The sequence below is a fragment of the Ottowia thiooxydans DSM 14619 genome (genome assembly GCF_000422885.1).
In the GTDB taxonomy this organism is placed as follows: Bacteria; Pseudomonadota; Gammaproteobacteria; order Burkholderiales; family Burkholderiaceae_C; genus Ottowia; species Ottowia thiooxydans.
Window position 1 is genome coordinate 1 of record NZ_AUGX01000033.1, and the last position, 24737, is coordinate 24737.

Below are 24737 nucleotides of genomic sequence, written 5' to 3' on the forward strand. Positions count from 1 at the left end.
GTAAGCGGTCAATAAACCCCGCCCTTGTGCTGTTTGAGGGATGTGTACCGTGCGCGGTTCACGGTGCGCCGAGGACGATGTTCCAAGGCAGAAGGGCTTCATAGTCATCGACGGTCTGGGCCAATGGAAGCTTCTTGAACAGCGCGGCGAGGTAACGGGAGGGCTCAATGTTGTTGGCCTTGGCCGTCTCGATGAGCGAGTACAGATTGGCGCTGGCATTGGCGCCCCCCACCGTGTCGGCGAACAACCAGGAGCGCCGCCCCACCACGAAGGGCCGGATGGCGTTCTCCACCGGGTTGGAATCGAGTGGCCAGGCGCCGTTGTCCAGGAACCGAATGAGCTTGGGCCACTGCCCGTGCAAGTAGTGCAGTGCCTCGCCCAGCAGACTTGAGGGAGTCACGCTGTGCAAGTTCGCGAGAAGCAAGCGTTCGATCTCTCGCACGACAGGGGCGCTGTAGCGCGAGCGCAGGCGTAACCGACGTGCAGGCTTCCAATCCCGGGCCAGTGACTCCGCCCGGTATAGCTTGCCGATGAGTTGCACGAAACGGGTGGCAACCTGATCGGGCGAACGCGCCGCCTTCGGTATGGCCTCCTCTGCCTTGATGAAAGGTCGACGTGCGTGCACCCAACACCCCAGATGCGTCAATCCATGGTCTGCGGCGATGCCGTCATAGACTTGGTAACCATCGCTCACGAGCGTGGTTCCAGGCCGGATACCCGCATACAGCTTCTTGGCATGCACCTCACCTCGGCCTGGGGCATAGGCGAACAGCCGCACCGGTGGCCCGGTGCCGGGGCCATTCATCTGCGCCCACATGTAGCTTTTGGTCTGCGCCTTGCGACCGGGCTCCTTGAGCACCTGGACCGTGGTCTCGTCGCCATAGATCAGGTCCGAGTCGAGCAGGTGGTCGCGCAGCAGATTGATCACGGGTTGCACGGCCTGGCCGATGCGCACAACGCCGGCGGCCAGGGTGTTGCTCGCGATATCGCCGCCAAAGCGGCGCAGCAACGCGGCCGTGCGGTACAGCGGCATGCCGAACTGGTACTTGCCGGTGATGACCCAGGCCTGCGCAGCTTCAGTGAGTAGCCCGCGCGGGATGACGCGCGCCGGCGTCGGTGCGACCTTCAAACTCTGATCGCAGCAAGGACAGGCGTACTTGATACGGTGGTGCTGCAGAACGCGCACCTGTTCGGGGATGACGTCGAGTTGCTCACTGACCTCCGCGCCAATCTCCACCAGCGTGTGCCCATCATGGGCGCACACGCGCTCGGCCTCGGGCAACTCGTGACGCACGACCTCACGTGGCAGTGCGGGGTCCAGCGGCTTGCGCCCACGCTTCTTGCGCTGGTGGCCTGCCACCGGTGTCGATGCCTCTTCATCGGTCTGTGCCGGCAGCGTCTGCACGGTGGGCGCGAGTGCCTCGGCCTCGTTGAGAAACAAGTCCTTCTGGTCGGTGCTGCGCGCCTCACTCTTGGCGGCGAACAGTTGGCGTTGAAACGCTTTGAGCCGCTCCAGCGCCAAATCCCGCTCGGTGGTGGCCACCCGCAGCGCGCCGGCAAGCGCATCACGTTCGGCGATGAGGGCGCTCAGTTCTTCAGCGGTGATGGAGACAAGCGATGACACGCCAACTTGGATCTGCATGCCCCATCATCGTTCCTTCACCATTGGGTCAAGCCACGCTGGTGTAGCGCAGATGGGGGTGGCGTTGCACCACCTCGATGTCGATGCCCTCCAGCAGCCAGTGCAACTGCTCGATGGTCAGCGTGGGCACGGCCTGTGCCGATGGCCAGATGAACCGGTCCTTCTCCAGCCGCTTGAGCAACAGCCAAAAGCCGTTGCGCTCCCACCCCAGAATCTTGATACGGTCGCGCCGACGGTTGCTGAACACATACACGCACGAGGCAAACGGATTCAGACCGAGCGCCTGCTCCACCAACACAGCCAGGCCATTGATGTTGAGCCGAAAGTCCACCGGTTCGCGGTGCAGGTAGACCTTCATGCCTTCGTCAAAGCGGAACACCGCAAGCTCCCCAAGACTCGAATCACTTCGCCAACGTTGCTCAGGTCCAGACCACGCATGTCGATCACCACGCCATTGGGCAAACGTGCCTGCATGTCCATCACAGGCGCAGGCGCAGGCATCGATACCGGTGGCAATGCAACTGGCACAAACGCCGCCGCCGTTGGGGCCACGTTGGCCACCGAATGCCGCGCACGGGCATCGCGTTCATGTTCACGAAGCCAGCGGCTGACCTGGTTGGCATTCACGCCGCACTCCCGCGCAAGGCGAGAAACTGATGCTCCTGGCTGTCGACACAAGGCCACCAGCTCAGCCTTCGCCCCTTCGTCGTACACGCTGCGCCCGTCGCTCTTGCGTCCCACCACCAGTCGGCGCCTGAGCTCACTCAATTCGTCTGTCATCTACGTTCCCACGTTGGTCTATGTGGGAACGTAGGCTCTCAGGTCACAAGCCTCTGTTCAAGGGCGGGGTTTATTGACCGCTTACGATGCGCAAGGGCAGATTTTCATTGGCGTTGAGTGCCTCACTCGCGCTTATGAGGGCGTTGGCTGGGCGTGGGTGCATCGTTTCTTCAATTTGCCCGTGGTGCGCCCGCTGGCGAACAGCCTCTACCCCGTGGTCGCGCGCAATCGCTACCGCATGCCACAGTGGCCTATCGCGTGGATTTTTGAATCTGCTGCGCGTCGAGCTGCTGAACGCGCTGCACGACGCAGTGCACGATGCACTCAGGAGCACTGTGAACTGGACGATCACGATATCCGGAGCTGAACCTGCTTGAAAGAGCCATCATGCCAAACACCTCCACGTCTCCCGCCTCATCCCGCACGGTACTGCTGTGCGGCGCGCAGGGCTTCATTGGACGGGCGTTAGCCCAAAGCCTGAAAACGCAAGGTTGGTGCGTACGCTCCGCCAGCCGCAGCAGCCAACCTCCGCTGGATTATGCAAACCTGCGTACCGCAAGCGATTGGTTGCCCCACCTGCAAGGGATAGACGCGGTGATCAATGCCGTGGGACATCTGCGCGGCAGCACCCAGGCACCACTGGAGAGCATTCACGCCCAGGCGCCGATGGCCTTGTTCAAGGCTTGTGCGGAGTCAGGCATCCGCCGAGTGATGCAACTCTCAGCTTTGGGCATAGATGGCAATGAAACGGCCTATGCACGTACCAAGCGTGCCGCAGACCAGCACCTGCAAGCCTTGACTGCGGCTGGGCAGCTTGATGGCGTCATCGTGCGCCCCAGCATTGTGCTGGGTTTTGGCGGTGCTAGCACGCAGTTGTTCATGCGGCTCTCCCAATTGCCCGTACTCGCGCTGCCCCGGCCTATGTTCGAGCAACTGATCCAGCCGCTGTTTGTAGGAGACCTGACGCAAGCCATGGTTCGACTGCTGGAATCTGGTCATACCGGAACAGTGGAACTGGGCGGACAGCAAAAGCTAAGTATGGCTGCGATGATTGCCGCTCTGCGGCTTCAGCGCGGCCTGAGGTCTGCGCTAGTGGGCACCCTGCCCGATTGGATAAGCCACGCGAGCGCCCGGCTCGGCGATGCCATACCGGTATCTCCCTGGTGCAGCGCATCCCTTGTTCTGACCTCTCATGACAACTGCTGCAATCCGGCATTGCTTCGCACCTGGCTGGGGCGTGATCCAGTGGCTATAGAGCAAATGCTGAGACATATCAAAGCGCATCACTAAGCGAATACCGAATCGTCAAACGCCAAACGTGACGGAGTCCATCATGAATCACGACATACTTGGAAATGGAGATGCAGGCCAGACACGACCCGCAGAGATGAACAGCCGTCTGGCTCACAGCATGGGAAGCGGCTTGCCACCTTCTCTGCGCTGGCTGCATTGGAGTCTGGTGTTCGTATGGCTGCTTACTGCGGTGGTCAGCGTGCACCAATGGCAAGGGCAAAGCAGCGAGTTGCTGCTTGCTGCGGGCATTCCGGTGGGACGTTTGCAGGACTGGTTGATTGGCGGAGGCGCCGCAATGGATCTTCTGATCGGCCTCTGGCTCTGGCTGCGTCCATCCCGAATGGCCTATGCCGTAGCCCTCGCCGGCATGGCGATCATGACCCTGATGGCGACCGCCATCTTGCCCAGCCTTTGGTTGCATCCGCTGGGGCCTCTGAGTAAGAACCTGCCCATCGCCGCCGCGCTGCTGATGCTGATGCAACCCACACACGAGAGAAAGTAATCTGCAATGAACACCTATCTTCTCCTCAAGACCGTTCACATTCTCTCCAGCGTGCTGTTGGTGGGAACCGGCTTCGGCTCGGCCTTTTACATGTTCTTTGCCAACCGCAGCGGCTCCGTGCAGGCTCAAGCTGTCGTAAGCCGCCTGGTTGTGCGCGCTGACTGGTGGTTCACCACTCCGGCCATGATCATTCAGCCCTTGTCTGGATTCGCGATGATGTACATGGCCGGCTGGCCTTGGCACACTCCGTGGCTGCTGCTTTCAATGGCCCTGTATCTTTTCGCGGGCACATGCTGGGTGCCTGTTGTGTTGATGCAAATTCGGATGGCCCGGATTGCAGGCACGGCTGCCGCACAAAACACGCCAATGCCTCCAGCCTATTTGCAGCTTGCACGCAGGTGGGAGATTCTGGGCTACCCCGCGTTTATTGCGATGATGGCTTTATACGCGCTGATGGTGAACAAACCTGCGCTGTGGGGTTAAAAATACTGGTCGCAAGGGCGCCTCGACCGAGCTCCCGCAGCCTCCTCCTGGTCCGAGCTCTCAAGCCTACGTTCAATTCACGTCCACGAACTCCAAGCTCAGCTCACCCACCCAAGCTGTGACAAAAACTCATCCCGTCCCATCACGCCCAACCGGTTGTAGAGCTGCCTGCGGTGGTAAACGACAGTGTTGATACTGATGTCCATGCGAGCGGCGATCTGCGGTTCGGACATACCATATGCCAGCCACCAGGCCAGCTCGTGCTGGCGCTGGGGCAGGCGCAACCTCTTCAGTGCCTGCAGCAGGCGCGTACCACGTGACACGCGTTGCGTGATGTGTATCGCCGCGGCATCATCCGCACCATGCGCGGCAGCCAGGCGCGTAGCCCTCAGCGAAAACCATCCCTGACTATTGCGCAATTCAAGCTGCGGCGGCTGCAGTGTCGTGCTGTCTTGTGACACGAGCCTGCGCAGCAATCCTTGCAGCGCAGGAGGCAATTCGGCTCCGCGCCGCCAGCGCCAGCCAAAAGCCAGTGGCATCAGCGCTTCGGACTCAGGCGATATCCACAAAGGCTGGCCCTGCAGCGTGGCGATCAGCAGGCCTTGGGCATGCACTTCGCTGTCTTTGGCCTCGAGTTCGCTGGGCTGAAGGATGCCCGCCAGACTGGCTTCGAGCGGCGCTAGTGCGGCCACCTCTTCCTGCTCGAAAGGGCGTGAGCCCGTATGGCGGTAAAGGATGAGGGTACCAATGCCCCTGCCTTGCGGTGTGCGCAGCACCAAGCTAGCCCAGTGCGCCACATCTGCCGGACGCAGCAGTACGTTAAAAAAATCACTGCGCAGTAGCTCCGCATAGGGCACTCTCAGCAACTGTTCCAGTTGATGCGGGCCATGTTCATGGCGCACAGCTTCGCCAAATTGGCGCAGGCTGCGTTGGAACAAGCGGTGCTCATCTCGCAACATGCGCGGGTCGAAGTAGTCCACCATCGCAGCCTGCAGAGCCGGGTTTTCCATATAGGTTTCCAGCGTGCCTTCGCCGCCGCCATCGACACCGGGATGAACGTAAGCGCCAGCGTCGAAGCCGATATATGGACGCAGGCTTTCCAGCAGAGGGACGATGTGATGCGGACCACCCCCGGCCAGACACGCCATCGAGTGCAGGCGTGCAAGTGCTTGGGGAAGAACGGAAAGCGCAGGCATGCGGCGCATCGTAATCCATTGTCACCCCCATGTTCCACCACGGCCTACCCCGGCCGGGTGGGGTACGAAATAGCATTGCCGGCTAGGCTGGTCGATTTCCAATCCTGAAGGCTTCTCCTCCATGAATATCTCGGCTCTATCGCGTTCGCTTTTCATCCTGGTCAGTGCTGCGGGCCTCTTGATGGCGGGCCATGCCTGGGCTGCCAATGGCACGGACCCGGCTCGCTTTCGCCTTACCCCCGCCCTGCTCGAACGTATGAACGCGGTGGAAGCCGAGCTAAAACAATCTGGTGCGGCCAACAAACAAAACGATGACAACGATGATGCCGACGCCGAATCAGTGCAGGACATCGCGCGCAAGCTAGATGCGCAACCGCACATACGCGCGGCACTGGCGCGACAAAAACTGTCCAGCACCGAATATGTCTCCGCGGGGCTCGCGGCTCTGCATGCCGGCATGTATTTAGCAGTGGAAAAGAGCGCTGACCCGCGGGCTGCAGCTTCCTTGACGCCCGAGCAGCGCGCGAATATCGAGGTGATGCGCGCCCGGCGCAAGAAGTAGCGCTACCGTGGCGGGCTAGGGCGTTGGGGAAAACGCCTTAGTGCCAATCGCTAGGTGTGCGGCTTGAGCATGCCCTGACGTAGCTTTCCAAGTAACTCTTGCCGTTGCATAACCCCTAGCCGGTTGTAAAGCTGGCGTCGATGGTAGACCGCAGTGTGGATGCTGATGCCCATGCGCTGGGCGGTCTGGGTTTCTGACAATCCGCGTGCCAACCACCAGGCCAGTTCATGCTGGCGCTGGGGTAGATCCAGCGCCAGCAGCGCCGCAAGCAGGCGCGCTCCGCGCGCCACACGGCGGGTGATGTGCAGTGCCACCGCCTGGGGGCCGTGTGGGCTCTCTGCCGCGGCCATGCGCGTAGCGCGCACCGAAAACCATCCCTGCGGAGTTTGCAGTTCCAGGGCGGGCACTTCCAGGAGGTCCGTAGCGTCCAAGCGCCGTAGCAGTTCCAGCAACGCGGGGGGTAGCCCAGCGCCGTGCCGCCAGCGCCACCGCCAACCAAAGGCCATGACCAGCAGCGGCTCAGCCTCTGGCGATAGCCAAAGCGGATGACCTGCTGGCGTGACCACCAGCATGCCTTCACTATGGACTTCGTAGTGGTCCGAGTCGTACTCGCCGCTTTGCAGAATGCGCGCCAGGTGAGGCTCCAGTCGCGCCAGATGCGCCACGTCGTTCGGCGTGAACAAGGGCGACGCAGCCTCGCGGAACAAAAATAGCGTGCCCACACCCACCCCTTGCGGTGTGCGCAACGTCAGCTTCAGGTACTCCATGCCTTCACCGGGGCGAGCAACCACATTGAAGAAATCGCTGCGCTGAAATTCACGCATGGGCACCTGAATCAGTTCGCGAAGCAGCTTGGGACCGTATTCGTGCGCCACCGCGCCCGCCAGATCGTGCGAGCTGCGACCCAGTACCTCGCGCTCGCTTTGCAAGATGCGCGGATCGAAGCTCTCGGCCACCACATCCAGTAGCGGACCGTCTTGCACATACGCCGCCACCGCACCATCGCTGCCGGGGTAAAGCAAGCCGCCAAAGTCAAAGCGCACGACTTGGCCCAACTCGGCCAGCAGCGGCTCGATGAGCCGCACGCCACCCACGTCAAGGCTGGCCATGCGATGCAGGCGTGCAAGTGCATGGCGATTGGGTTGGCGAGGCGAGCGTGAGGCAGGCATGGCCGAAATCTAAAAGCTGCTTCTGCTCGCGTCAACGCGGCTTCTACAGCTTGCAGACCCTGTGCAACACCTACCCCGCCCGGGTGGGGCGCACGCGGGCAATCGTGGGTACCTTGTGCGCCGGGCATTTGATTCATGCCATTTTTACTACTTAGTAGATAGCTTCAAGCACTTTACAGATGAGCGCTAGAGGCCAATTTCATTCAGAAAATGTTCTCACCATGACCGTAGTCCCCAAGTCCTGCCTGACCCTGGCAGCACTGATCAGCTCGCTGCTCATCGCCACATCCACCGCCCACGCGCAGTGGGAAAACGCAGCCCCATTGCCCGAGGCCCGGGCCCAGCACACTGCCACTGTGCTGGCCAACGGCCAGGTGCTGGTGGCCGGGGGTAGTGCCCACCTGGCAAATACGCCTACGCATGCCACCACCCTTTTGTACAACCCCGCCACGGGCCAATGGCGCGCAGGCCCTGATCTGGCGCAAGCGCGCCGCGGCCATACTGCCACGCCACTTCCCAATGGCACCGTGCTGATAGTGGGTGGCATCACGAGCAGCGGCGGGCAGATACCCCTGGCGCAGTCCGGCGTTATCTTTGACCCGCGCGCTGGCGCCCCGGGCATCGGCGGTTTCACCGAAACCGCCAATACCCCCATGCTGCGGCGCGCGCGCCACACGGCCACGGTGCTGCCCAATGGGCAAGTTCTCGTAGTGGGCGGCCAAGGCATCGCGGGCCAGGCGGCACTAGCCAGCACCGAGCTTTACGACCCCGCCACCCGCACCTGGGGCAGCGCCCCTTCCTTGCCTGGCAGCAGCTTTGGCAAACGCGATCACACAACCACGCTGCTGCGTGACGGCCGCGTGCTCGTCGTGGGCGGCGAAAGCAACCACGAAGTCCCCACCCTTGACGCCTACCTGCGCGAGAGCGACGGTAGTTGGACCAGCGTACCGCTACCCGCAGGCCACCACCGCACGCTGCACAGCGCCACCTTGTTACCCGATGGCCGCGTATTCGTGGCGGGCGGAGTAGACATCAATGGCGAATCGCTACCTACCAGCCATTTTTTTCACCCCGCCACCAGCAACTGGACGCCCGGCCCGTTGCTCATCACTGCACGTGGCCGCCACAGCGCCACGTTGTTGCCTGATGGACGCGTGCTGCTGGCCGGAGGCCGGGGAGCAGGTGGCGCCGCCATAGGCACCGCCGAAGTGCTTTCACCCGATGGCAACGCCATGGCCCCCGCGCCCACCACCTTGGCGCTACAAGCGCGCCACAGCCACCACGCACTATTGCTACCCAACGGCCAGGTGCTGATCACAGGCGGCGCCGATTCCACCGGCACCGCGCTGGGGAGCAGCCAGCACTACGCGCCTCAGCCCCAACCCGCCGTCACCAACGCAGGCGGGCTGGCGGGTGCGTCGTGGCGTCTTTCCACCGTGCTGGCAGATGGTAGCGTGCTCGTCACTGGCGGCACACGCCCCGCCCCCGGTGTGGGCCCCATGCCCGCCCAGCGCTACTACCCCACGACCAACACCTGGACCAGTGCGGGCGAGCCCTTCATGAATGGCCGCATCGACGGCGCCCAAACCCTGCTGGCCGATGGCCGCGTGCTGCTCACAGGTGGCCAACCAGGCAGCGTCGGAAACGGTGTCTACGAAGCCGACCTGTACAACCCCGTCACAGGCACCTGGAGCCGTGCCGCCACCGGCCCTCAGCGTCGCTGGGGGCACACCGCCACGCTGCTGCCCGGTGGCAACGTGTTGGTAGCTGGTGGCCGCACATCCGGCCGCCTGGCCGACATCTACCGACCCGCCAGCAACGATTGGGTGCCCACAACCGCCTTGTCAGGCTGGCGCAGTCGCCATAGCGCCACGCTATTGGCCGATGGCCGTGTGATGGTAGCGGGGGGTAGAGGCGGTGACGGTGTAACCACATTGAGCAGCGTCGAGATATACGACCCCGCCACAGCAACTTGGCAGCCTGGGCCAGGCCCTCTGGCCGGCCCGCGCAGTGGCCACAGCGCCACGTTGCTGCCAAGTGGCCAAGTACTGATTACAGGCGGCGGGGGCGACAACCACCTGTACGACCCCGGCACCGGAACCACGCAAATGCTCACAGGCGGTACTCGCCGGGGCAACGGCTCCAGCCAGCACAGCGCCACGCTGTTGCCCACTGGCCAAGTCATGTTGGTAGGTGGGCGGGATACGAACACCTACGCCTACGTCAATATCATCACGCTGTGCAAACCTGCCGCGCTGGTGTGTGCCGACGTGGGCACAACCCCTAGCGCCATCGAAGACCACACCGCAGCCCTGCTCCCGGATGGCCGTGTGCTGGTAGCAGGTGGCTACAGCGTTGCACCCGCCGCCACCAGCACCTGGCTTGTCGACCCACGCCCGACCATAGCCGCCAATCGTGTCCGCCCTGCCATCACCGGTGGCCCCGCCACCGTCGAAGCAGGGGCGCCGCTGGCGCTCACGGGAGCGGCATTCATCGACGAAACCGAGGCCGCCAGCGGCTCCACGGCCCAGGCCACCAGCCAAGTGCCCATTCTGACCGTGCAGCGCATGGACGGCGGTTCCGTGCACTGGTTGCTGCCCAGTACCGGTGCCGTGGCCACGGTCAGCACCTTCACATCTGTGCCACTCCCCGCCAGCCTACCTGCAGGGCAGTACCAGGCACGTGTTTACACGGGCGGCATGGTATCCACTCCGTACGCATTCAACATCACCAATTTCTTGCCACCTGGCGCCCCCACCGAAGCCAGTGCCCAGCCCGGCAACAGCCAAGCCACTATCACTTGGCAAGAGCCCACAGGCACCCCGGCGGTGGCCAGCTATACCGTGACCGACAACACACGAGGGCACAGTTGCACGGCGGCTGCGCCCGCGAGCACCTGCACCATCCAGGGCCTTACCAACGGCACGCCCTACACCTTTATCGTCATCGCCACATCGGCTGGCGGCGCCACAGCCACCAGTGCCCCCACAGCTCCCGTCACCCCCAACGGCCCTGTGACCCCGGTACTAGGCGCACCCACGAGCGTGGTGGGCACCGCCGGCAACAGCCGCATCGCCCTGCGCTGGCAAGCGCCTGCCCAGCAACCAGGCAGCGTGGCACCCACACACTACACCGTGGTTTCGTCGCCAAGCCAACTCGGCTGCGGCCTGGTGCAAGCGCCCGCCACCACATGCACGGTGACTGGGCTGAACAATGGCACGGCCTACACTTTCGTGGTGCGCGCCCACGCCGCAGAGCTAACCCGCGACTCGTTGCCTTCGGCTCCGGTCACGCCTTTAGCGGCTGGGCCTGGCCCAGATCCGGAGCCGACCGGCCTGGTGCCCGTACCCGCGTTGGGCGCGCCCGCCATCGCCCTGCTCGGCCTGGGTGCTGCTGCATTGGGCGCTTTGCGTTTGCGGCGCAAAACAAAACAACCGGCCAGTAACGAGTCCACCCCGGTCAACTGACATGTACAGGCACTGGATTGCGAACTACGCTGCCACCTGAAACGGCGCCCGCACCCTCCGCTTCAGGACTTCATCGGAAGATCAGTGCGTGTTCACACTAAATGCCCCCTCGCGGGGTACGCCCAACCCGGTTGAGGTTCGCGCATTGAGTGGGATCACGCTCTGGATGATCGTTTCCGGGCGACTTGCGCAGGCGAGTGGGCACCAAGCACAGAGCCCATGTGATCAAGGAAAGCTCTACAGGCCGCGGGAAGAGTTCGGCCTGCCATAGTCTGCACTTCGAAATGGCGCTCGTTCATCTCACGGTCACGCAGCGCGATAGCCGCCACGTCCTTGCTTTCAAGCAGCCCTTTCAGCGCTTCCATGCCGCAGAAGGTCACGCCGCCACCTGATGCTGCGAATCTGACTAGTGGACCAAGATGATCACAGGCAAATACAGGTTCGCAGTGCAAGCCCTGACGGCTGAAGCTGATGTCCAGCAATTGCCTGAGCGTCGTGAAATGAGGAGGTAGCGCTACCGGATACGCGACGACCTGAGCCAATGACAGCTCTCGCTTCTTGGCAAGGGGGTGTTCCATTCCAACGACGGCCAAGATAGGAGAGGGGTGACGAAATTCGACGTTGATACCGCGTTCAGATGACAGGCCGAGTGAAATGCCGATGTCTACCTCGCCCTCTCGCACCATCTGAACAATTTTTGCCTGTGTACTCACCTTCAACGAAAAGCTGATCCCGCTGTAGTTACGGCGAAATTCAGCCGCCAGAGGCGGAATGAATTCATTCGCAAAACCTTCGGTGCTCGCGATTCGCACGGTGCCCATCCTCAAGCCTCGCAAGCCCTTGATGTCGTCCGCCACGCGTTCGATTTCTTGCCAGGCGCGCTTGGCATGCACCGCCAGCAGCTCGCCGGCAGCGTTGGGGACCATGCCACGCGCACGCCGCTCGAAGAGCAGCGTATCGAGCTCACTCTCCAGCCGTGCGATATGCCGGCTGACGGCTGAAGGCGCGACCCCAAGGCGGTTCGCCGCTTCGGAAACCGAGCCATGGCGAACCACCGCCAGGAAGTGTCGTAGCGCAGATTCCTGGAGAACGCGGTTGTTCAATGTCTTGGGCATAGAGGACTTTCATCGAGAGCTTTGCGAAATTCGCAACGATAAATTCTAAATATTGATATTGCTGGGGGTAGTAACGTTCCCTACATTTCGCATAGCGGGCTGGATTTTTCTGAAAAAACGGCACCGTCAGCCCTTTAACCGTAACCCACGCCCAAGAACTCCATGAGACTGACACTGCACTCCATAGCCGGCCTTTGCGTCACCACTCTTGGTCTCGGCTTACTTGCTGCGCCTGCAGTGGCGCAAGACAATTTTCCGAATCGACCAATTACGCTGGTAGTGCCCTACCCGGCTGGCGGTGGCGGAGATGCGCAAGGGCGCATCCTGGCGCTGAAGCTTGGCGAGAAACTCGGCCAGAACGTCGTGGTGGACAACCGCCCTGGTGCCGGTACGGCCATTGGTGCAAGCTTTGTGTCCAAATCGCGCCCTGATGGCTACACGTTGATCTGGACCAGTGCTTCCACCTTTACGTTCAATCCCGCCATCAGCACCAACCTCTCGTACGACCCCGTTAAAGGCTTTGAGCCTATCGGCATGGGAAGCAACGTGGCCATGGTGCTGCTGGCCAATGCAAACACGCCTGTTAATGATGTGAAAGGCTTGGTCGCGGAACTCAAAGCCAACCCGACGAAATACTCCTACGCTTCGTTTGGCAACGGAACCGCCGCCCATTTCGCGGCTGAAATGATGCTCGGAACGATGGGTGCCAAGATGCTTCACGTTCCTTACAAAGGCAGTGCGCCCGCCATGACCGATTTGATCGGCGGTCAGGTCAGCTTCTCTATGGATACGGTCACTGCAGCCTTGCCACAACTCAAAGGAGGCAAGGTCAAAGCCATCGCTGTCACCTCTGCCAAGCGCTCGCAACAATTACCTGATGTTCCCACCTTCACAGAAAGCGGCTATCCGTTGGATGTGACTTCTTGGGGCATGTTGGCCGCACCTCCAGGCTTGCCACCTGCAGTACGTGCCAAGCTGGAGAAGGCACTGGCTGAGACCATTGCAGATCCTCAAGTGCGCCAGGGTTTCGCAACGCAAGGCGTGGAGGCTCTTTTCGTAAGCGGCGCAAAGGCAGCTGCACAGATCGAACGTGAACTACCCGCCATGCGCGCGATGGCCGCACGTGCAGGCATTCAGGGCAATTAATACCTACCAGCACGAAGCCATCGTGAGCAATTTTTCAAGCCCTACGCAGCTCGTAGAACACTCTGCCGCCGAGTTGCGGCAGATGATCGCGGACAAGTCTATCTCTCCTGTCGAGCTGTTGGACGCGTGCATAGAGCGGATTGAGGCCATCAATCCGCTCGTTAACGCCATCACCGCCACCTGTTTTGACAGGGCACGCGCTGAGGCACGTGCCGCTGAGCAAGCAGTACTGAAAGGCGGGCCCCTAGGCTTGCTGCACGGCTTGCCGGTAGGGGTGAAGGATCTGGAACCCACCGCCGGCCTGCTGACAACCTACGGATCACCTCTGTTTCGCGGCCACGTGCCGGCGCAGGACATCGAACTGGTCGCACGCCTGCGCCGCGCGGGCGGCATTGTGGCCGGAAAGACCAATGTGCCGGAAATGGGTGCAGGTGCCAACACGTTCAATCCAGTATGGGGCGCCACTGGCAACCCCTTCAACCCCAACCTGAACGCCGGGGGATCTTCCGGCGGTTCCGCCGCAGCGCTAGCCTGTGACATGCTGCCCGTGTGCACGGGCTCTGATACCGGAGGCTCTCTCAGAATTCCCGCTGCCCATTGCGGTGTGGTGGGCCTGCGCCCGTCCCCTGGTGTGGTTCCCAGTTCACGCCGGCTACTGGGCTGGTCTGCCCTTTCCGTGGTGGGCCCCATGGGGCGAACAGTCGACGAAGCCTGCCTGCAACTGGCGGCCACTGCGGGTGTGCATGCGGGGGATCCGCTCAGCTATCCGCTGGACCCGATGGCCTTCCTGCAACTCCCCGCCGCTGAGCTTGGCAAGCTGCGAGTGGCATACACCACAGATTTCGGCGTCTGCGACGTAGATACAGATATCCGCGTGGCCTTCGCTGAAAAAATCTCCGCTATGCGGCATCTCTTCGCGCGATGCGATGAGGTTCGTGTAGAACTAGGTGACGTGCACCGTTGCTTCGACGTGCTCCGCACCGAGGCTTTCGTGGCCGGTATGAAAGAAGCTTACGAGAAAGACCCGAACAGCCTTGGCCCCAATCCACGCGCCAACTATGAAATGAGTGCCAGTATGGGCCTCGTGGACAGCGTCTGGGCACAGACCGAACAGACCCGTATCTTGCAGCGCTTTCAAGCTGTCTACAAAGACTACGACCTGTTGCTGACACCCACCACACCGGTTTCGCCCTTCCCCTGGACCATGCCGCATGCGCGGGTAGTGCAAGAGCGCGAACAAGCCAACTACTACCGCTGGCTGGCACTGACCTACGTGACCACGCTTACCACCCACCCATCAATCTCCCTGCCCTGCGGCACAGACGCCAAGGGCATGCCCTTCGGCCTGCAGGTCGTAGGCCGCTTCCGTGGCGACCTCACCCTGTTGTCAGCCGCACGGGCGATGGAAGAGGCCTTTGCCACCCATGCAGTTTTGCGCCGCCCTCGCCCTGATCTCGCGCGATTGAAGCCAGCGGTGCCGCCTCATGACTCCATCGTGACGGCACCACCGCCTGGCAATTGGCATGAGTTCGGCTCAGCTGGTGACGAAGCCATATCCGCTGTTTAACCCTCGCCGGTCGTCCCCGGTGTTCTCAACGTTTTTCCAAAGCTTCCCGCGCCATGGCCATTACCACCGAAGACTCCACTCTTGATGCACGCTTGACTCAACTGCAAGCCGAGTTCACCGCCAGCAACCCTGCCAGCGAGCGCCAGTTTTCTGCCCAAGCGCAGTTCATGCCGGGTGCGAACAGCAGATCGGTTCTGTTCTATGCACCCTTTCCGCTCACAATCGCACGTGGTGAAGGCGCCGCCCTGTGGGACGTTGACGGCCACCGATATGACGATTTCCTGGCTGAGTACACGGCAGGGGTCTATGGGCATTCAGCGCCTGAAATCCGCGATGCTGTTCTCACAGCCATGGAAGGCGGCATCAACCTGACGGGTCACAACCTGCTTGAAGGCCAACTGGCCAAACTCATCTGCGAGCGTTTCCCCCAGGTTCAGCAACTGCGCTTCACCAACTCAGGCACTGAAGCAAACCTGATGGCCATCAACGCGGCGGTGCACTTCACCAAACGCCCAAAGATTGTGGTCTTCTCCGGTGGGTACCACGGCGGCGTGCTGACATTTGGCGCCAAGCCCTCCCCCATCACCGTTCCGTACGATTTCATCGTGCTGCCATACAACGATGTGGCGGCGGCAGAAGCGGCCTTTGCAGAACAAGGCCCACAGATCGCCGCCGTGCTGGTGGAACCCATGCTGGGGGCTGGTGGCTGCATTCCAGCGCAGGCGGAATTCCTGCATGCGCTGCGCCGCCTGACCACCCAAGCTGGCGCGCTGATGATGATGGACGAAGTCATGACTTCTCGCCTGGCGCCACACGGATTGGCCGCTCAGCACGGCATCACGCCAGACATGACAACCTTGGGCAAATACATTGGTGGCGGAATGTCGTTCGGTGCCTTCGGCGGGCGCGCCGACATCATGGCGATTTTTGACCCACGCACCGGCTCCCTGGCTCATTCGGGCACCTTCAACAACAACGTCGTCACGATGGCTGCAGGCTTGGCGGGCTTGACCAAGCTCTACCCTCCATCCGCAGCAGGTGAGCTGGCTGCGCGCGGCCAAGCATTGCGCGAGCGGCTCAATGCCCATTGCGCCCAAGCTGGCGTAGCGCTGCAGTTCACCGGCGTGGGTTCGGTCATGAACTCGCACTTCACCGCCCAAGCTATCGCACGCCCGGAAGACGCCACAGGCTTCGATCCCCGGCTCCGCCAGCTGCTCTTCTTTCATCTGTTGGCGCACGGTATCTATACGGCACCACGCGGACTGGTGGTGCTCTCGTTGCCGGTCACCGGTGAGGCCATCAGCCGCTTCGAAGCGGCTGTGCATAGCTTTCTGACGACCTACGCAGATCTCTTGCCACGCTGAATCGCCGCATTTCCGCGCCCAGGCAAAGCCGCCCTTTCATCGCCAATTTTCACCAGCTGTCATGAGCAAACGCAAGGTCATCATCACCATCGCACCTACAGGGGGCATGGCCCACAAATCACAGAATCCTCATCTGCCCACACAGCCAGCGGAGATCGCAGACGATGTAGTTCGCTGCTGGAATGCAGGCGCCAGTGTGGTGGCCCTGCATGCCCGCCGCCCTGACGATGGTGCCACCTGCAACCCGGCCATCTACCGAGATATGAACGCTCGCATCCGCGCCGCTGGTTGCGATATCGTGCTGAACAACTCCACTGGCGGTGGCGTGCACGGAGACATGATTCGCGAGCTGCCCGGTGGCCGCTGGGAGATCGCCTGGGAAGAGCGCATCAAGGGAATGGATGCCGGTGCCGAGATGTGCACCCTGGACGCCACCACGCTCAATCTCAGCTTCGACGGAAGGGAGATACTCATGGATACACCGCTATCCAAAGGACGAGAGCTGGCGGCAGGCATGAAGGCTCGCGGCATCAAGCCTGAGTGGGAGGTGTTTGCGCACACCCACATCATTCAGGACGTGACCACGCTGATTGAAGAAGGCCACGACGATACCCCTCACTTCATCAACCTGGTGATGAACGTGCACAGGAATTTCCAGAACGCAATGCCTTTCTCGCCGCGCTATCTGCAGCAGATGGTAGACGTGCTGCCCAAAAATAGTATCTTCTGCGTCAGTGGTATCGGAACCTCACAGCTGGAGGCCAACGTGGCCGCGCTTTTATTGGGCGGCCATGCACGCGTTGGACTGGAGGACAACCTCTACTACCGTCAAGGCGAACTCGCAACCAACGTGCAGCTCACCGAGCGCATAGTGCGCGTGATCCGCGAGCTTGACATGGAGCCTGCCACGCCACAAGAAGCACGTCAGATCATGGGCTTGCCCCGCGTAGGTGGGCCATTGCCTCAGTTCGCGCCCGGCGCCATGGCACAACCTGCATAAGTCGCGCAGCGCGCCATAATGAACAAGGCTTTCTAAGTTCACGAGCGCCTGTTCCGGGACACTCAAAGTCGACGAACCTACCAACCGGCGCGTGCAATGACGTCAGAAGCGTCTTTTCGGTCGCAGCGTAGGCACGCTGAAATACGGAGAGACAACGGAAAGCAGGAGGAAGCGAAAAGCTACTTCCGCACTACTTGTTTACGTTCCGCTCATTGCTGCACCGGGCAAAGGGGCTTCTCATCAGAGCGCAGTGTCAAGACACGCACACCGGTTTTTGTGACGGCAACCGTGTGCTCAAACTGCGCTGAAAGCTTCTCATCTCTGGTGACCACCGTCCATCCATCCGATTCGGTACGAACTGCGCGTTTGCCCTGATTGAGCATGGGCTCGATAGTGAAGACCATGCCTTCGCGAAGCACCAAGCCAGTTCCGGGGTGTCCGTGGTGCAGCACTTGCGGCTCCTCATGCATTTCCCTGCCAATGCCGTGCCCGCAATATTCCTCCACGATGGTGTAGCCATGCTTTCTTGCGTGGCGCTCAATCGCATGCCCCACATCTCCAAGCGACGCACCGGCGCGTACTGCTGCGATGCCTTTCCAGAGGGCCTGATAGGTCACATCCACCAAGCGCTTCGCCGCGTAAGACACCTCTCCTACGAGATAGGTCTTGCTGGAGTCTGCGATGAAGCCGTTTTTTTCCAGGGTGATGTCGAAGTTGACGATATCCCCGGTCTTCAGAACGTCTGATGTGGAGGGCATGCCATGGCAAACCACATGGTTGATGGATGCATTAAGGACATAGGGGAAGCCGTATTGGCCCTTGCTGGCAGGCCGTGCTTGCAGGTCTTCAACGATCATTTTTTCAACGAAGTCGTTTACCTGCATGGTGTTCATTCCGGCCAGCGCCAACTGATCCACCGCCCGAAAAACAGACGCCAGCAGCCGGCCGCTTTCAGCCATGAGCGCAATCTCCTCAGGATTCTTGATCATGATCGCGCGCCATGGAGCACTGGCGGTTGAACGCCTGCGGATCTCAACTCCTGGGCAACCAGTTCTTGAAAACTCCGGTCAGGATTCATCTCGCACATCATGCCAATACGAATCCAGAACCCGGCTTGAGCGTTGATAGAGCGATGCGAAACCGTGCACGCCTTGCGGAGCTGATCATGCAAGTCGTCGTCGATGTTCACAATTCCCATTAGCCAACTCCAGAGTATTAATATACGAAATATACACGAACCGTATATTTTCTATATATTCTGAGGGTCTGTGGGCCACTTAAAGATAGAAAACGTGCGAGCCTCCCGCGTCAATCAAAGCCGATCTGTTGTAAGGTCGGAAAGGTATAGCACTCACTGGCTTTAAATCTCATGCGCTCTGGAAATTTCACCCTCTTCAAATCCTTGACGACTATTGCTTTGGCCTCGTTGGTCGTGGCCTGCGCGAGCACCCCACCAGGAGCAGCCATGCCCTCCTCTTCCCCGCCGGCGAACGTGTCCGCCACTGCCCCCTCCCCACTGACAGCGTACGAGTGGGATTTGACAGCGGCCCACGATGCGCGCGGTCAAGCGGCAACGGAGTGGATGTTGAACGGCAGGCAGCCCCTACGTTTGCGTTTTGAAGGCGGGCAGGTGTCGGTACGGAACCTGTGCAACATCGTGGGTGCGGCGTACACCACAGACGGGTCCCGTCTGCAGGTCAACCGGCCTATCTCCACCATGCGTGCCTGCGCCGACACTCAGCTCATGAAGCTGGAGCAGCAAGTGGCCGCTCAGCTGCCAACCGCTTCGAGCTTCAGTGTGCAAAGTGGCGCCAAGCCGCAACTGTCTATTCAGTTTGCCGATAAAAGCCGGTGGGAATTGAGTGGTACGCCCACGCCACAGACCCAATACGGTGGCCGTGGTGAACGCATGTTCCTGGAAGTAGGCCCTCAGCGTGTGCCGTGCTCAAACGGCGTCATGAAAGATGCGCAATGCCTGTATGTACGCGTCGTCAGCTACCGTGAGAACGGCGTGAAGCTCCGTGTGGGCCCATGGGGGAATTTTCACACCGAGATCCAGGGGTTCACACATGAACCCGGTATGCGCCAAATCCTGCGGGTGAATCGATTTGTTCGGAAAGACGTTCCTGCGGATGCCTCAGCACACGTCTATGTGCTGGATATGGTGGTTGAATCTGAACGCATGCGTTAAGCCGCTTCGCCGCGAAGCGTGTCGCAGATACGAACATGTTCAAGATCTAGGCACGTCTTCACAGCTAATGTGCAGCGGAAGCATCAAAACGTCGATCCTGATCGCCTGCCGCGTAGCAAGGGGATGGCTCGAAGAACAAAGAGCAACCACTCTCTGAGTCTCACCGCAACGGCTGTTAGCGCAGACGGGCCTTGGCCCGCTGCGCGATCTGCTAACTCAGAGCCTTTACTCGATCACAATCTTTTTATCTGAGGCAATTTTTTTCCATAAAGCAAGATCGCTCCTGATCCGCTTGGAAACTTCTTCCGGTGCGAGCGCCATGGGCGTGGCGCCATCGGGTTCCAGCAAAGCCTTGACCTCAGGGGTCTTTGCAATTTGAACGAGCTCCCGATTAAGCCGGGCTACCAAGGCAGGGGACATGGAGGCAGGCGCGAACAGGGCAACCCAGATGTCGGCCGTGTATCCCGGCACTACGCTCGAAATCGGGGGGAGTTCCGAAAACATCGGGTTGCCCTGAGCCGAGGTCACGGCCAGGGCACGCACTTTCCCGGACTTGATTTGCGATGCGATGGAGGTGTAGTTGGAGATCATCATGTCGATCTGTCCACCCGCCATGTCCAACAAGGCATTGGAGGCCCCTTTGTAGGGAATGTGTGTCATCTTGAAGTGAGCAGCGTCCGCCAGCATCTCAGTGGCCAGATGCGCAATGGAGCCCGTCCCTGAGGTGCCATAGGTCAACGCACCCGGCTTTGCTTTTGCAGCTGCAATGAACTCGCCGATCGATTTGACAGGCGTCTGCGCACTGACTGCCAGAAGCATCGGACCGTCACCAATGAGCGCCACGGGAGCGAAGGCAGCCACCGGGTCATATGGCAACTTCGGCTGAGTTACAGCCGCGGTGAGAAACGTCGATGAAGTGAGCAGCAGCACCGATCCATCACCCGGGCTCTTGGCTACATAGTCAGCACCGATCACGCCTGCTGCACCGGGCCTGTTTTCCACGATGACCGTGGTGCCCAAACGCTTGGCCAGTAAGGGCGAAACCGCTCGAGCTATGGCGTCGTTGCTCGCCCCGGGTGAGAACGGGACAACGATCTTCATCAAGGCCGGAAACTTTGGTTCGGCCTCCGGTTGCGCGACGCTGAACATTGGCAAGCAACTCACTGCAACCACCAATAGGCGGAAAAGCTTAGAAATGACCATGATGATTTCCTGATCTCTAGAGAAGGTTGGAGGAAGGTTCAGCCGGAATAGAGACGTCTAGCAAGGGTGCGTATTGCTGGGCACCAAAAATGTCACCGTCTCCGGCACAACCGCTTGGCCTCTCGCGGAAGATGGTGAATTTGATAGCCAGGCCAGGGTCATACTCCACGAAATCGCTGATGCGTGATGGCGCAATCCGGTAGAGAGCGGCCATGGATTCCCGTGTGATGGCGCCCGATCGCTTGACTCGCTCGTAGGTGCCCTGCTCGCGGAAGATGATGTCAAAGGTGATCTTGTTGACACCGGCGTTCTTGCTTCTGATGGTCTTTGCCAGTTCGCTAAGTTTTGCTGCATTGGTCATTTGGTTGATCTCGTTCGTTAGCTTGTTCAGACGCCGGCTTCGGTCATGTTGGTGGAGAACAGCTCCATCGGGTCAGCCACTTCTATGGTGTGGTTGAGGGTCCAGCGGTAAGCGGGACTGGCGTGCAGCACTTCATCCAGCGGGAAGGCCACCGAACCTGCAGTGCCTTTCACATCTGGCAGCCGGGCATAGAACATCTGGCGCAATCCAATCATGGCCACCTCCTCTGCCATTTCACGGGTAGGCGCAACGCCTTGGACCATGACGCACAGTTCATGACCGGGCTTGTCGCGCAAGGGCTCGAGCGGTCCCATGACGCCATCGCGGCCATAAACCGTGTAATGCAGCTGATAACCCTCGCTACCAAACCGTGCCTTGACCTGATCGCGCGCCCATCCAATCACGGCATCTACGTTGGCCACGGTGTAGGGATCTCGAATGCCGCAGATGCCCACATATCGTTCCCCCACCTTTCCAGCGCCTTCAAGTTTGACCTTGACCTGAGCATCAGGAAAGAAACGGGAGCCGGTGATGCGCGTGGTTCGCTCGCTGATCTGCTCGTAATGGCAGTGGGTCATGTCCAGCTTTCCACCCGCAAAGAACTCCTCATAGGGGTTTGAGCGCTCATACATGGCGTGGCCAGATACCGAGGCAATCGTGCAGCGCTGCTGCGGATGCATGGCTGTCGCGCGAACATCGTCTTGGGAAATTTCACCCATGACGGTTTCCTTGCCCCCATACGGCTCAGCGCAGAACGAAGCACACTCAAGCACTTTTCCAAGGTAGTACGCGTTGTCAGCGGGAAAGCCGTGGTGCAGTGCCGGAGCGGCAAAGACTGCAGCGTCCGAGCTGCGGCCTCCAATGATCACGTCGGCGCCTTGCTCCAGGAGCTTGCGGTAAGGATGAACGCCAGCCATGGCGACTATTCGATCCGTGGCATCCAGCTCACTCAAGCTCAAGTCCTCGAACCCGTCCAACCCGCGAACAGCAGCCCCTTTTTCCATACGGGCGCGCAAATCAGATTTACTGACCTCGGAATAGAAATACCCCAGACGGAATTTTGGCAAGCCGTGTTTCTGTGCCAATTCCTTGATGATGGACACGTAGAGATCCACCCTGCTGTTGCTTCCTGTGTCACCAGCTGAACCAATGACCATGGGCACCTTCAGCTTGCGCGAAGCCAGGAGCATTTTCTCCAGATCATGCCGCTGCCAACTCTCAGGGCTGGTGGAGGTGTCAGAGCCAAGGGGCACCGGACCTACGTCATCGCTTCCGGAATCTGCGGCAATGTAGTCTGGCGCAGCCTGTACCCCTATCTCAAAGCTCTCCGTTCTCAGAGGGGCGAACCCGAGGTGTCCGTTAGGGCAAATGATCTTGAGGGAGTCCATGCTGCATTTCTCTCGTTTCGTTTCGAATGCAAGAACTATTGCAGCATGCGTGCCAACCTCACGAAAAATTTAAATACCTTTTAAATCAAATACTTATGATCACATCACAGAATGGAAATCGATAGATTGCGTGTAAATTTACACTCATCTAAAAATTTCACGCACGATATTCACGGGGTATTCATGCCCAGCTTCTGAATCTGATGCCGTAGTGCGTGACGGGTCAACCCGAGGCGAGCCGCGGCATCCCCCAGGTTTCCACGGCAGTCGGCAAGTGCGTCGCCGATCAGTTGCTTTTGAAACTGAGCGGTGGCTTCGTGATATGGCGGCCCACCTCCCCCAGGGGCGGCAGGCGGCGGGCGAGCGTTGCGCGCTTCACGAATGATGCGGTCCGGCAGGTGCTTCAGCATGACCTGCTCACCATCTTCCAGAAGGCAGATGCGCTCTATTAAATTCTCGAGCTCTCGCACATTTCCCGGCCAGGCGTAACGACGAAACACTTCCTCTACCTCGGGATCCAGTTGTCTCATGCGACTGCCGTGAACCTTGTTGCAGACGTCCAGATGCGCGTGCGCCAGCATGAAAATGTCATCACCCCGCTCTCTGAGTGGTGGCAGGTTCATGGAGACCACCTGCAGCCGATAGTAGAGATCGTCGCGAAAGGCACCCGCCTTGACTTCCCCCAGGAGAATCTTGTTCGTAGCGGCGATGAAACGAACATCCACATCCGTCGTGCGAACGGAGCCTACCCGCCTGAAACGACGGGTGTCCAGCAGGGTGAGAAGCTTCGCTTGCATCACCATATCAAGCTCCCGCACCTCATCTAGAAACACCGTGCCACCGTCTGCTGACTCGATCAATCCCTGTTTGTGACCCACAGCCCCTGTGAAAGACCCTTTCTCATGCCCGAACAACTCAGACTCAAGCAATGGTCCGGGAATAGCGGCGCAGTTGATGTCTACAAAAGGAGCGGGTGCGCGGTTGGAGGCTTGGTGCAAAAGACGCGCCACAAGCCCCTTGCCCGTGCCTGTTTCACCGTAGATCAACACTGTCCTGGCCTTGCTCTGACCTACGCGGTCAATCAGCTGGCGCAAGCGAACAATGGAAGGATGCTCACCAATCAGGGTGGCAGATAGTGTGGTACTGGGTTCAGGACGTTTCACCCCAGGAGGATACAGCCGTGTCGACTCCTGGGCCAACCACTATGGCCTGAATAAACTTCAGCCCAAAACTCAGAGGGCGATCTGCCCTACCGAACCTGAGCCTTGGCCCACTGAGCGATCTGCGACGGAACGGTCATGGCCCCAGCTTGCCGGGCTACTTCTTTCCCGCCCACAAACAGGGCCAGCGTGGGAATGCTGCGAATATTAAAGCGAGCCCCCAAGGCCTGAGCGGCCTCGGTATTGACCTTGGCCACCCGCATCTGCGGCTCCAGTTGGGATGCCGCTTGCTCATAAGCTGGAGCCATCATGCGGCAAGGGCCGCACCACGGCGCCCAGAAGTCGACGAGGAGCGGAATCTGGCTGCGCGTGAGGTGCTTTTCAAAAGCTGCGTCATCATCTAGCACCACGGGGTGGCCGGTGAAAAGAGCCTGGTGGCAGCTGCCGCAGTCTGGATGGCTAGCCAGATGATCGGCTCGTACCCGGTTGGTAGTGTGGCAGTGCGGGCAAACGATATGCAGGGATTCGCTCATGGCTGTCAGGGCGTGGTGGGTTGAACAATGAGGGCGTGCTCACACTAAATTTACCCTAGCGCCTGAGGGCTTGCTCAAAGGCCTGAAGGATCAGGCTTAGCAAACCTCCGGGCGCTTCACACGCCCACACTAAGGGAGATTCAGTGCGCTGCGCCCTCGGGCGCGTTAACACCAATCATCAAAAATCCGGAGCGGCGGCCGGTTCGTCACGCCGACGCGCGTGCGCGATGGTTTGGCGTGCCGCCATTTCGGCCGTCGTGGCGGATTCAAGCGGCGACCGGCACAGGCCGGCCTCTGCGTAGTGAAGGTTTTCGTAGATCTCGGTTGCCGCAGGGCTCTGGGCCAGCAGCGGAGCCCAATCAACCTCAGCGTTGGCCAAGTCTTGCGCCAGTCGGTCAACCACGGTTCGATACTGGTGCGCATCCACCGGCACACGGCTTGCGTCCAACCGTTCCAGCAACTGGGCCAGAATGGCGGTCGTTTGGGTAGGGGCTTGCAATGTTTTCATGCTGCCCAGTTGGGGACTGGCTGAATGAATGCAAGAGGGCCGCAGTGGCGGGCCCCCACGCGGCACCGCCTGCCCCTTCCAAAGAGCGCCTGGAACCGTCTGTAGTG

General features: G+C 60.4%; 26 protein-coding genes. 11 read left to right on the top strand and 15 right to left on the bottom strand.

The window, feature by feature from the left end; translation table 11 throughout:
* Positions 1-58 precede the first annotated feature (58 nt).
* From tnpC to tnpA, 3 genes are read right to left on the bottom strand one after another with little or no spacing between them, the layout of a single operon-like run.
* Complete coding sequence (gene tnpC / locus G518_RS0120595) at positions 59-1642, bottom strand: IS66 family transposase (RefSeq protein ID WP_036594857.1); 1584 nt, start codon at positions 1640-1642, stop codon at positions 59-61.
* A gap of 28 nt (positions 1643-1670) precedes the next feature.
* A complete protein-coding gene (tnpB, locus tag G518_RS0120600; RefSeq protein ID WP_028603289.1) occupies positions 1671-2021 on the bottom strand; it encodes an IS66 family insertion sequence element accessory protein TnpB in 351 nt (116 codons plus the stop codon).
* Complete coding sequence (gene tnpA, locus G518_RS0120605; RefSeq protein WP_028603288.1) at positions 1997-2422, bottom strand: IS66-like element accessory protein TnpA; 426 nt, start codon at positions 2420-2422, stop codon at positions 1997-1999. Before tnpA ends, tnpB begins: the two co-directional genes overlap by 25 nt.
* Positions 2423-2495: 73 nt before the next feature.
* On the opposite strand from tnpA, the gene G518_RS36110 reads away from it, so the two are divergent.
* The 4 genes from G518_RS36110 to G518_RS0120625 are packed head-to-tail and all read left to right on the top strand — an operon-like array spanning position 2496 to position 4700.
* Positions 2496-2789, top strand: a complete 294-nt coding sequence (locus G518_RS36110) for a DCC1-like thiol-disulfide oxidoreductase family protein (RefSeq protein WP_051237143.1) — start codon at positions 2496-2498, stop codon at positions 2787-2789.
* Positions 2790-2809: 20 nt separating this feature from the next.
* Positions 2810-3712 carry an NAD-dependent epimerase/dehydratase family protein gene (locus G518_RS0120615; RefSeq protein ID WP_051237145.1) on the top strand — a complete coding sequence of 301 codons (903 nt, stop codon included), beginning with the start codon at positions 2810-2812 and terminating at the stop codon, positions 3710-3712.
* Positions 3713-3755: 43 nt separating this feature from the next.
* On the top strand, positions 3756-4217 hold the full coding sequence (locus tag G518_RS0120620; RefSeq protein WP_425414298.1) for a DoxX-like family protein: 462 nt from the start codon (positions 3756-3758) through the stop codon (positions 4215-4217).
* Between the two features lie 6 nt (positions 4218-4223).
* A complete protein-coding gene (locus G518_RS0120625) occupies positions 4224-4700 on the top strand; it encodes a DUF2269 family protein (protein WP_028604160.1) in 477 nt (158 codons plus the stop codon).
* 98 nt (positions 4701-4798) lie between these two features.
* Here G518_RS0120625 and G518_RS0120630 read toward each other — a convergent pair whose 3' ends face one another.
* Positions 4799-5896: a helix-turn-helix transcriptional regulator gene (locus tag G518_RS0120630; RefSeq protein ID WP_028604161.1), complete on the bottom strand. Its 1098-nt coding sequence runs from the start codon at positions 5894-5896 to the stop codon at positions 4799-4801.
* Between the two features lie 121 nt (positions 5897-6017).
* Between G518_RS0120630 and G518_RS0120635 the strand changes: the two genes are divergently transcribed.
* Positions 6018-6458 carry a hypothetical protein gene (locus G518_RS0120635; RefSeq protein WP_036595456.1) on the top strand — a complete coding sequence of 147 codons (441 nt, stop codon included), beginning with the start codon at positions 6018-6020 and terminating at the stop codon, positions 6456-6458.
* Between the two features lie 50 nt (positions 6459-6508).
* Here the strand turns inward: G518_RS0120635 and G518_RS0120640 are convergent, their stop codons facing one another.
* Complete coding sequence (locus G518_RS0120640; protein WP_028604163.1) at positions 6509-7627, bottom strand: helix-turn-helix transcriptional regulator; 1119 nt, start codon at positions 7625-7627, stop codon at positions 6509-6511.
* A gap of 221 nt (positions 7628-7848) precedes the next feature.
* Between G518_RS0120640 and G518_RS38675 the strand changes: the two genes are divergently transcribed.
* Positions 7849-11094 (top strand): Kelch repeat-containing protein, encoded by a 3246-nt coding sequence (locus tag G518_RS38675; protein ID WP_169457978.1) that lies wholly within the window; start codon positions 7849-7851, stop codon positions 11092-11094.
* A 155-nt stretch (positions 11095-11249) separates the two neighbouring features.
* Here the strand turns inward: G518_RS38675 and G518_RS36120 are convergent, their stop codons facing one another.
* On the bottom strand, positions 11250-12209 hold the full coding sequence (locus G518_RS36120; protein WP_051237149.1) for a LysR family transcriptional regulator: 960 nt from the start codon (positions 12207-12209) through the stop codon (positions 11250-11252).
* A gap of 162 nt (positions 12210-12371) precedes the next feature.
* Between G518_RS36120 and G518_RS0120655 the strand changes: the two genes are divergently transcribed.
* From G518_RS0120655 to G518_RS0120670, 4 genes are all read left to right on the top strand, one after another.
* Positions 12372-13355, top strand: coding sequence for a Bug family tripartite tricarboxylate transporter substrate binding protein (locus G518_RS0120655; RefSeq protein WP_036595458.1), 984 nt, complete (start codon positions 12372-12374; stop codon positions 13353-13355).
* A gap of 82 nt (positions 13356-13437) precedes the next feature.
* Entirely contained in the window at positions 13438-14922 is a 1485-nt protein-coding gene (locus G518_RS0120660) for an amidase (RefSeq protein ID WP_051237162.1), read from the top strand.
* Between the two features lie 53 nt (positions 14923-14975).
* On the top strand, positions 14976-16286 hold the full coding sequence (locus tag G518_RS0120665) for an aspartate aminotransferase family protein (protein ID WP_051237151.1): 1311 nt from the start codon (positions 14976-14978) through the stop codon (positions 16284-16286).
* 61 nt (positions 16287-16347) lie between these two features.
* The gene (locus G518_RS0120670) at positions 16348-17286 is read left to right on the top strand and encodes a beta-keto acid cleavage family enzyme (protein ID WP_028604167.1); all 939 of its coding nucleotides are present in this window, start codon (positions 16348-16350) and stop codon (positions 17284-17286) included.
* Between the two features lie 209 nt (positions 17287-17495).
* On the opposite strand, the gene map is transcribed toward G518_RS0120670, so the two are convergent.
* The 3 genes from map to G518_RS41095 form a co-directional block, all read right to left on the bottom strand.
* A complete protein-coding gene (gene map, locus G518_RS0120675; RefSeq protein WP_028604168.1) occupies positions 17496-18275 on the bottom strand; it encodes a type I methionyl aminopeptidase in 780 nt (259 codons plus the stop codon).
* The gene (locus G518_RS0120680; RefSeq protein WP_028604169.1) at positions 18272-18484 is read right to left on the bottom strand and encodes a ParD-like family protein; all 213 of its coding nucleotides are present in this window, start codon (positions 18482-18484) and stop codon (positions 18272-18274) included. Before G518_RS0120680 ends, map begins: the two co-directional genes overlap by 4 nt.
* A 110-nt stretch (positions 18485-18594) precedes the next feature.
* Positions 18595-18753: a hypothetical protein gene (locus G518_RS41095; RefSeq protein ID WP_245598059.1), complete on the bottom strand. Its 159-nt coding sequence runs from the start codon at positions 18751-18753 to the stop codon at positions 18595-18597.
* Between G518_RS41095 and G518_RS0120685 the strand changes: the two genes are divergently transcribed.
* On the top strand, positions 18752-19477 hold the full coding sequence (locus G518_RS0120685) for an META and DUF4377 domain-containing protein (RefSeq protein ID WP_245598061.1): 726 nt from the start codon (positions 18752-18754) through the stop codon (positions 19475-19477). The genes G518_RS41095 and G518_RS0120685 overlap by 2 nt on opposite strands.
* 225 nt (positions 19478-19702) lie before the next feature.
* Here G518_RS0120685 and G518_RS0120690 read toward each other — a convergent pair whose 3' ends face one another.
* From G518_RS0120690 to G518_RS0120715, 6 genes are all read right to left on the bottom strand, one after another.
* On the bottom strand, positions 19703-20680 hold the full coding sequence (locus G518_RS0120690; protein ID WP_051237153.1) for a tripartite tricarboxylate transporter substrate binding protein: 978 nt from the start codon (positions 20678-20680) through the stop codon (positions 19703-19705).
* 16 nt (positions 20681-20696) lie between these two features.
* Positions 20697-21041, bottom strand: coding sequence for a DUF4387 domain-containing protein (locus tag G518_RS0120695; RefSeq protein ID WP_036595463.1), 345 nt, complete (start codon positions 21039-21041; stop codon positions 20697-20699).
* 26 nt (positions 21042-21067) lie between these two features.
* Positions 21068-22429: an acyclic terpene utilization AtuA family protein gene (locus tag G518_RS0120700; RefSeq protein ID WP_028604173.1), complete on the bottom strand. Its 1362-nt coding sequence runs from the start codon at positions 22427-22429 to the stop codon at positions 21068-21070.
* Positions 22430-22599: 170 nt separating this feature from the next.
* Complete coding sequence (locus tag G518_RS0120705; RefSeq protein ID WP_084652053.1) at positions 22600-23592, bottom strand: sigma-54 interaction domain-containing protein; 993 nt, start codon at positions 23590-23592, stop codon at positions 22600-22602.
* A gap of 86 nt (positions 23593-23678) precedes the next feature.
* A complete protein-coding gene (gene trxC, locus G518_RS0120710) occupies positions 23679-24122 on the bottom strand; it encodes a thioredoxin TrxC (protein WP_028604175.1) in 444 nt (147 codons plus the stop codon).
* 178 nt (positions 24123-24300) lie between these two features.
* The gene (locus tag G518_RS0120715; RefSeq protein ID WP_028604176.1) at positions 24301-24630 is read right to left on the bottom strand and encodes a hypothetical protein; all 330 of its coding nucleotides are present in this window, start codon (positions 24628-24630) and stop codon (positions 24301-24303) included.
* Positions 24631-24737: the final 107 nt, after the last annotated feature.

Bases quoted from the DNA above. Each gene is read 5' to 3' on its own strand.
- G518_RS36120 (WP_051237149.1), bottom strand. From the start codon at position 12,209: ATGCCCAAGACATTGAACAACCGCGTTCTCCAGGAATCTGCGCTACGA.
- map (WP_028604168.1), bottom strand. From the start codon at position 18,275: ATGATCAAGAATCCTGAGGAGATTGCGCTCATGGCTGAAAGCGGCCGG.
- G518_RS0120635 (WP_036595456.1), top strand. From the start codon at position 6,018: ATGAATATCTCGGCTCTATCGCGTTCGCTTTTCATCCTGGTCAGTGCT.
- G518_RS0120660 (WP_051237162.1), top strand. From the start codon at position 13,438: ATGATCGCGGACAAGTCTATCTCTCCTGTCGAGCTGTTGGACGCGTGC.
- G518_RS0120625 (WP_028604160.1), top strand. From the start codon at position 4,224: ATGAACACCTATCTTCTCCTCAAGACCGTTCACATTCTCTCCAGCGTG.
- G518_RS0120715 (WP_028604176.1), bottom strand. From the start codon at position 24,630: ATGAAAACATTGCAAGCCCCTACCCAAACGACCGCCATTCTGGCCCAG.
- G518_RS0120680 (WP_028604169.1), bottom strand. From the start codon at position 18,484: ATGGGAATTGTGAACATCGACGACGACTTGCATGATCAGCTCCGCAAG.
- G518_RS0120700 (WP_028604173.1), bottom strand. From the start codon at position 22,429: ATGGACTCCCTCAAGATCATTTGCCCTAACGGACACCTCGGGTTCGCC.
- G518_RS38675 (WP_169457978.1), top strand. From the start codon at position 7,849: ATGACCGTAGTCCCCAAGTCCTGCCTGACCCTGGCAGCACTGATCAGC.
- tnpC (WP_036594857.1), bottom strand. From the start codon at position 1,642: ATGCAGATCCAAGTTGGCGTGTCATCGCTTGTCTCCATCACCGCTGAA.
- trxC (WP_028604175.1), bottom strand. From the start codon at position 24,122: ATGAGCGAATCCCTGCATATCGTTTGCCCGCACTGCCACACTACCAAC.
- G518_RS0120695 (WP_036595463.1), bottom strand. From the start codon at position 21,041: ATGACCAATGCAGCAAAACTTAGCGAACTGGCAAAGACCATCAGAAGC.
- G518_RS0120655 (WP_036595458.1), top strand. From the start codon at position 12,372: ATGAGACTGACACTGCACTCCATAGCCGGCCTTTGCGTCACCACTCTT.
- G518_RS0120630 (WP_028604161.1), bottom strand. From the start codon at position 5,896: ATGCCTGCGCTTTCCGTTCTTCCCCAAGCACTTGCACGCCTGCACTCG.
- G518_RS0120690 (WP_051237153.1), bottom strand. From the start codon at position 20,680: ATGGTCATTTCTAAGCTTTTCCGCCTATTGGTGGTTGCAGTGAGTTGC.
- tnpA (WP_028603288.1), bottom strand. From the start codon at position 2,422: ATGACAGACGAATTGAGTGAGCTCAGGCGCCGACTGGTGGTGGGACGC.
- G518_RS0120685 (WP_245598061.1), top strand. From the start codon at position 18,752: ATGCCCTCCTCTTCCCCGCCGGCGAACGTGTCCGCCACTGCCCCCTCC.
- G518_RS0120670 (WP_028604167.1), top strand. From the start codon at position 16,348: ATGAGCAAACGCAAGGTCATCATCACCATCGCACCTACAGGGGGCATG.
- G518_RS0120665 (WP_051237151.1), top strand. From the start codon at position 14,976: ATGGCCATTACCACCGAAGACTCCACTCTTGATGCACGCTTGACTCAA.
- G518_RS0120640 (WP_028604163.1), bottom strand. From the start codon at position 7,627: ATGCCTGCCTCACGCTCGCCTCGCCAACCCAATCGCCATGCACTTGCA.
- G518_RS0120620 (WP_425414298.1), top strand. From the start codon at position 3,756: ATGAATCACGACATACTTGGAAATGGAGATGCAGGCCAGACACGACCC.
- G518_RS0120615 (WP_051237145.1), top strand. From the start codon at position 2,810: ATGCCAAACACCTCCACGTCTCCCGCCTCATCCCGCACGGTACTGCTG.
- G518_RS41095 (WP_245598059.1), bottom strand. From the start codon at position 18,753: ATGGCTGCTCCTGGTGGGGTGCTCGCGCAGGCCACGACCAACGAGGCC.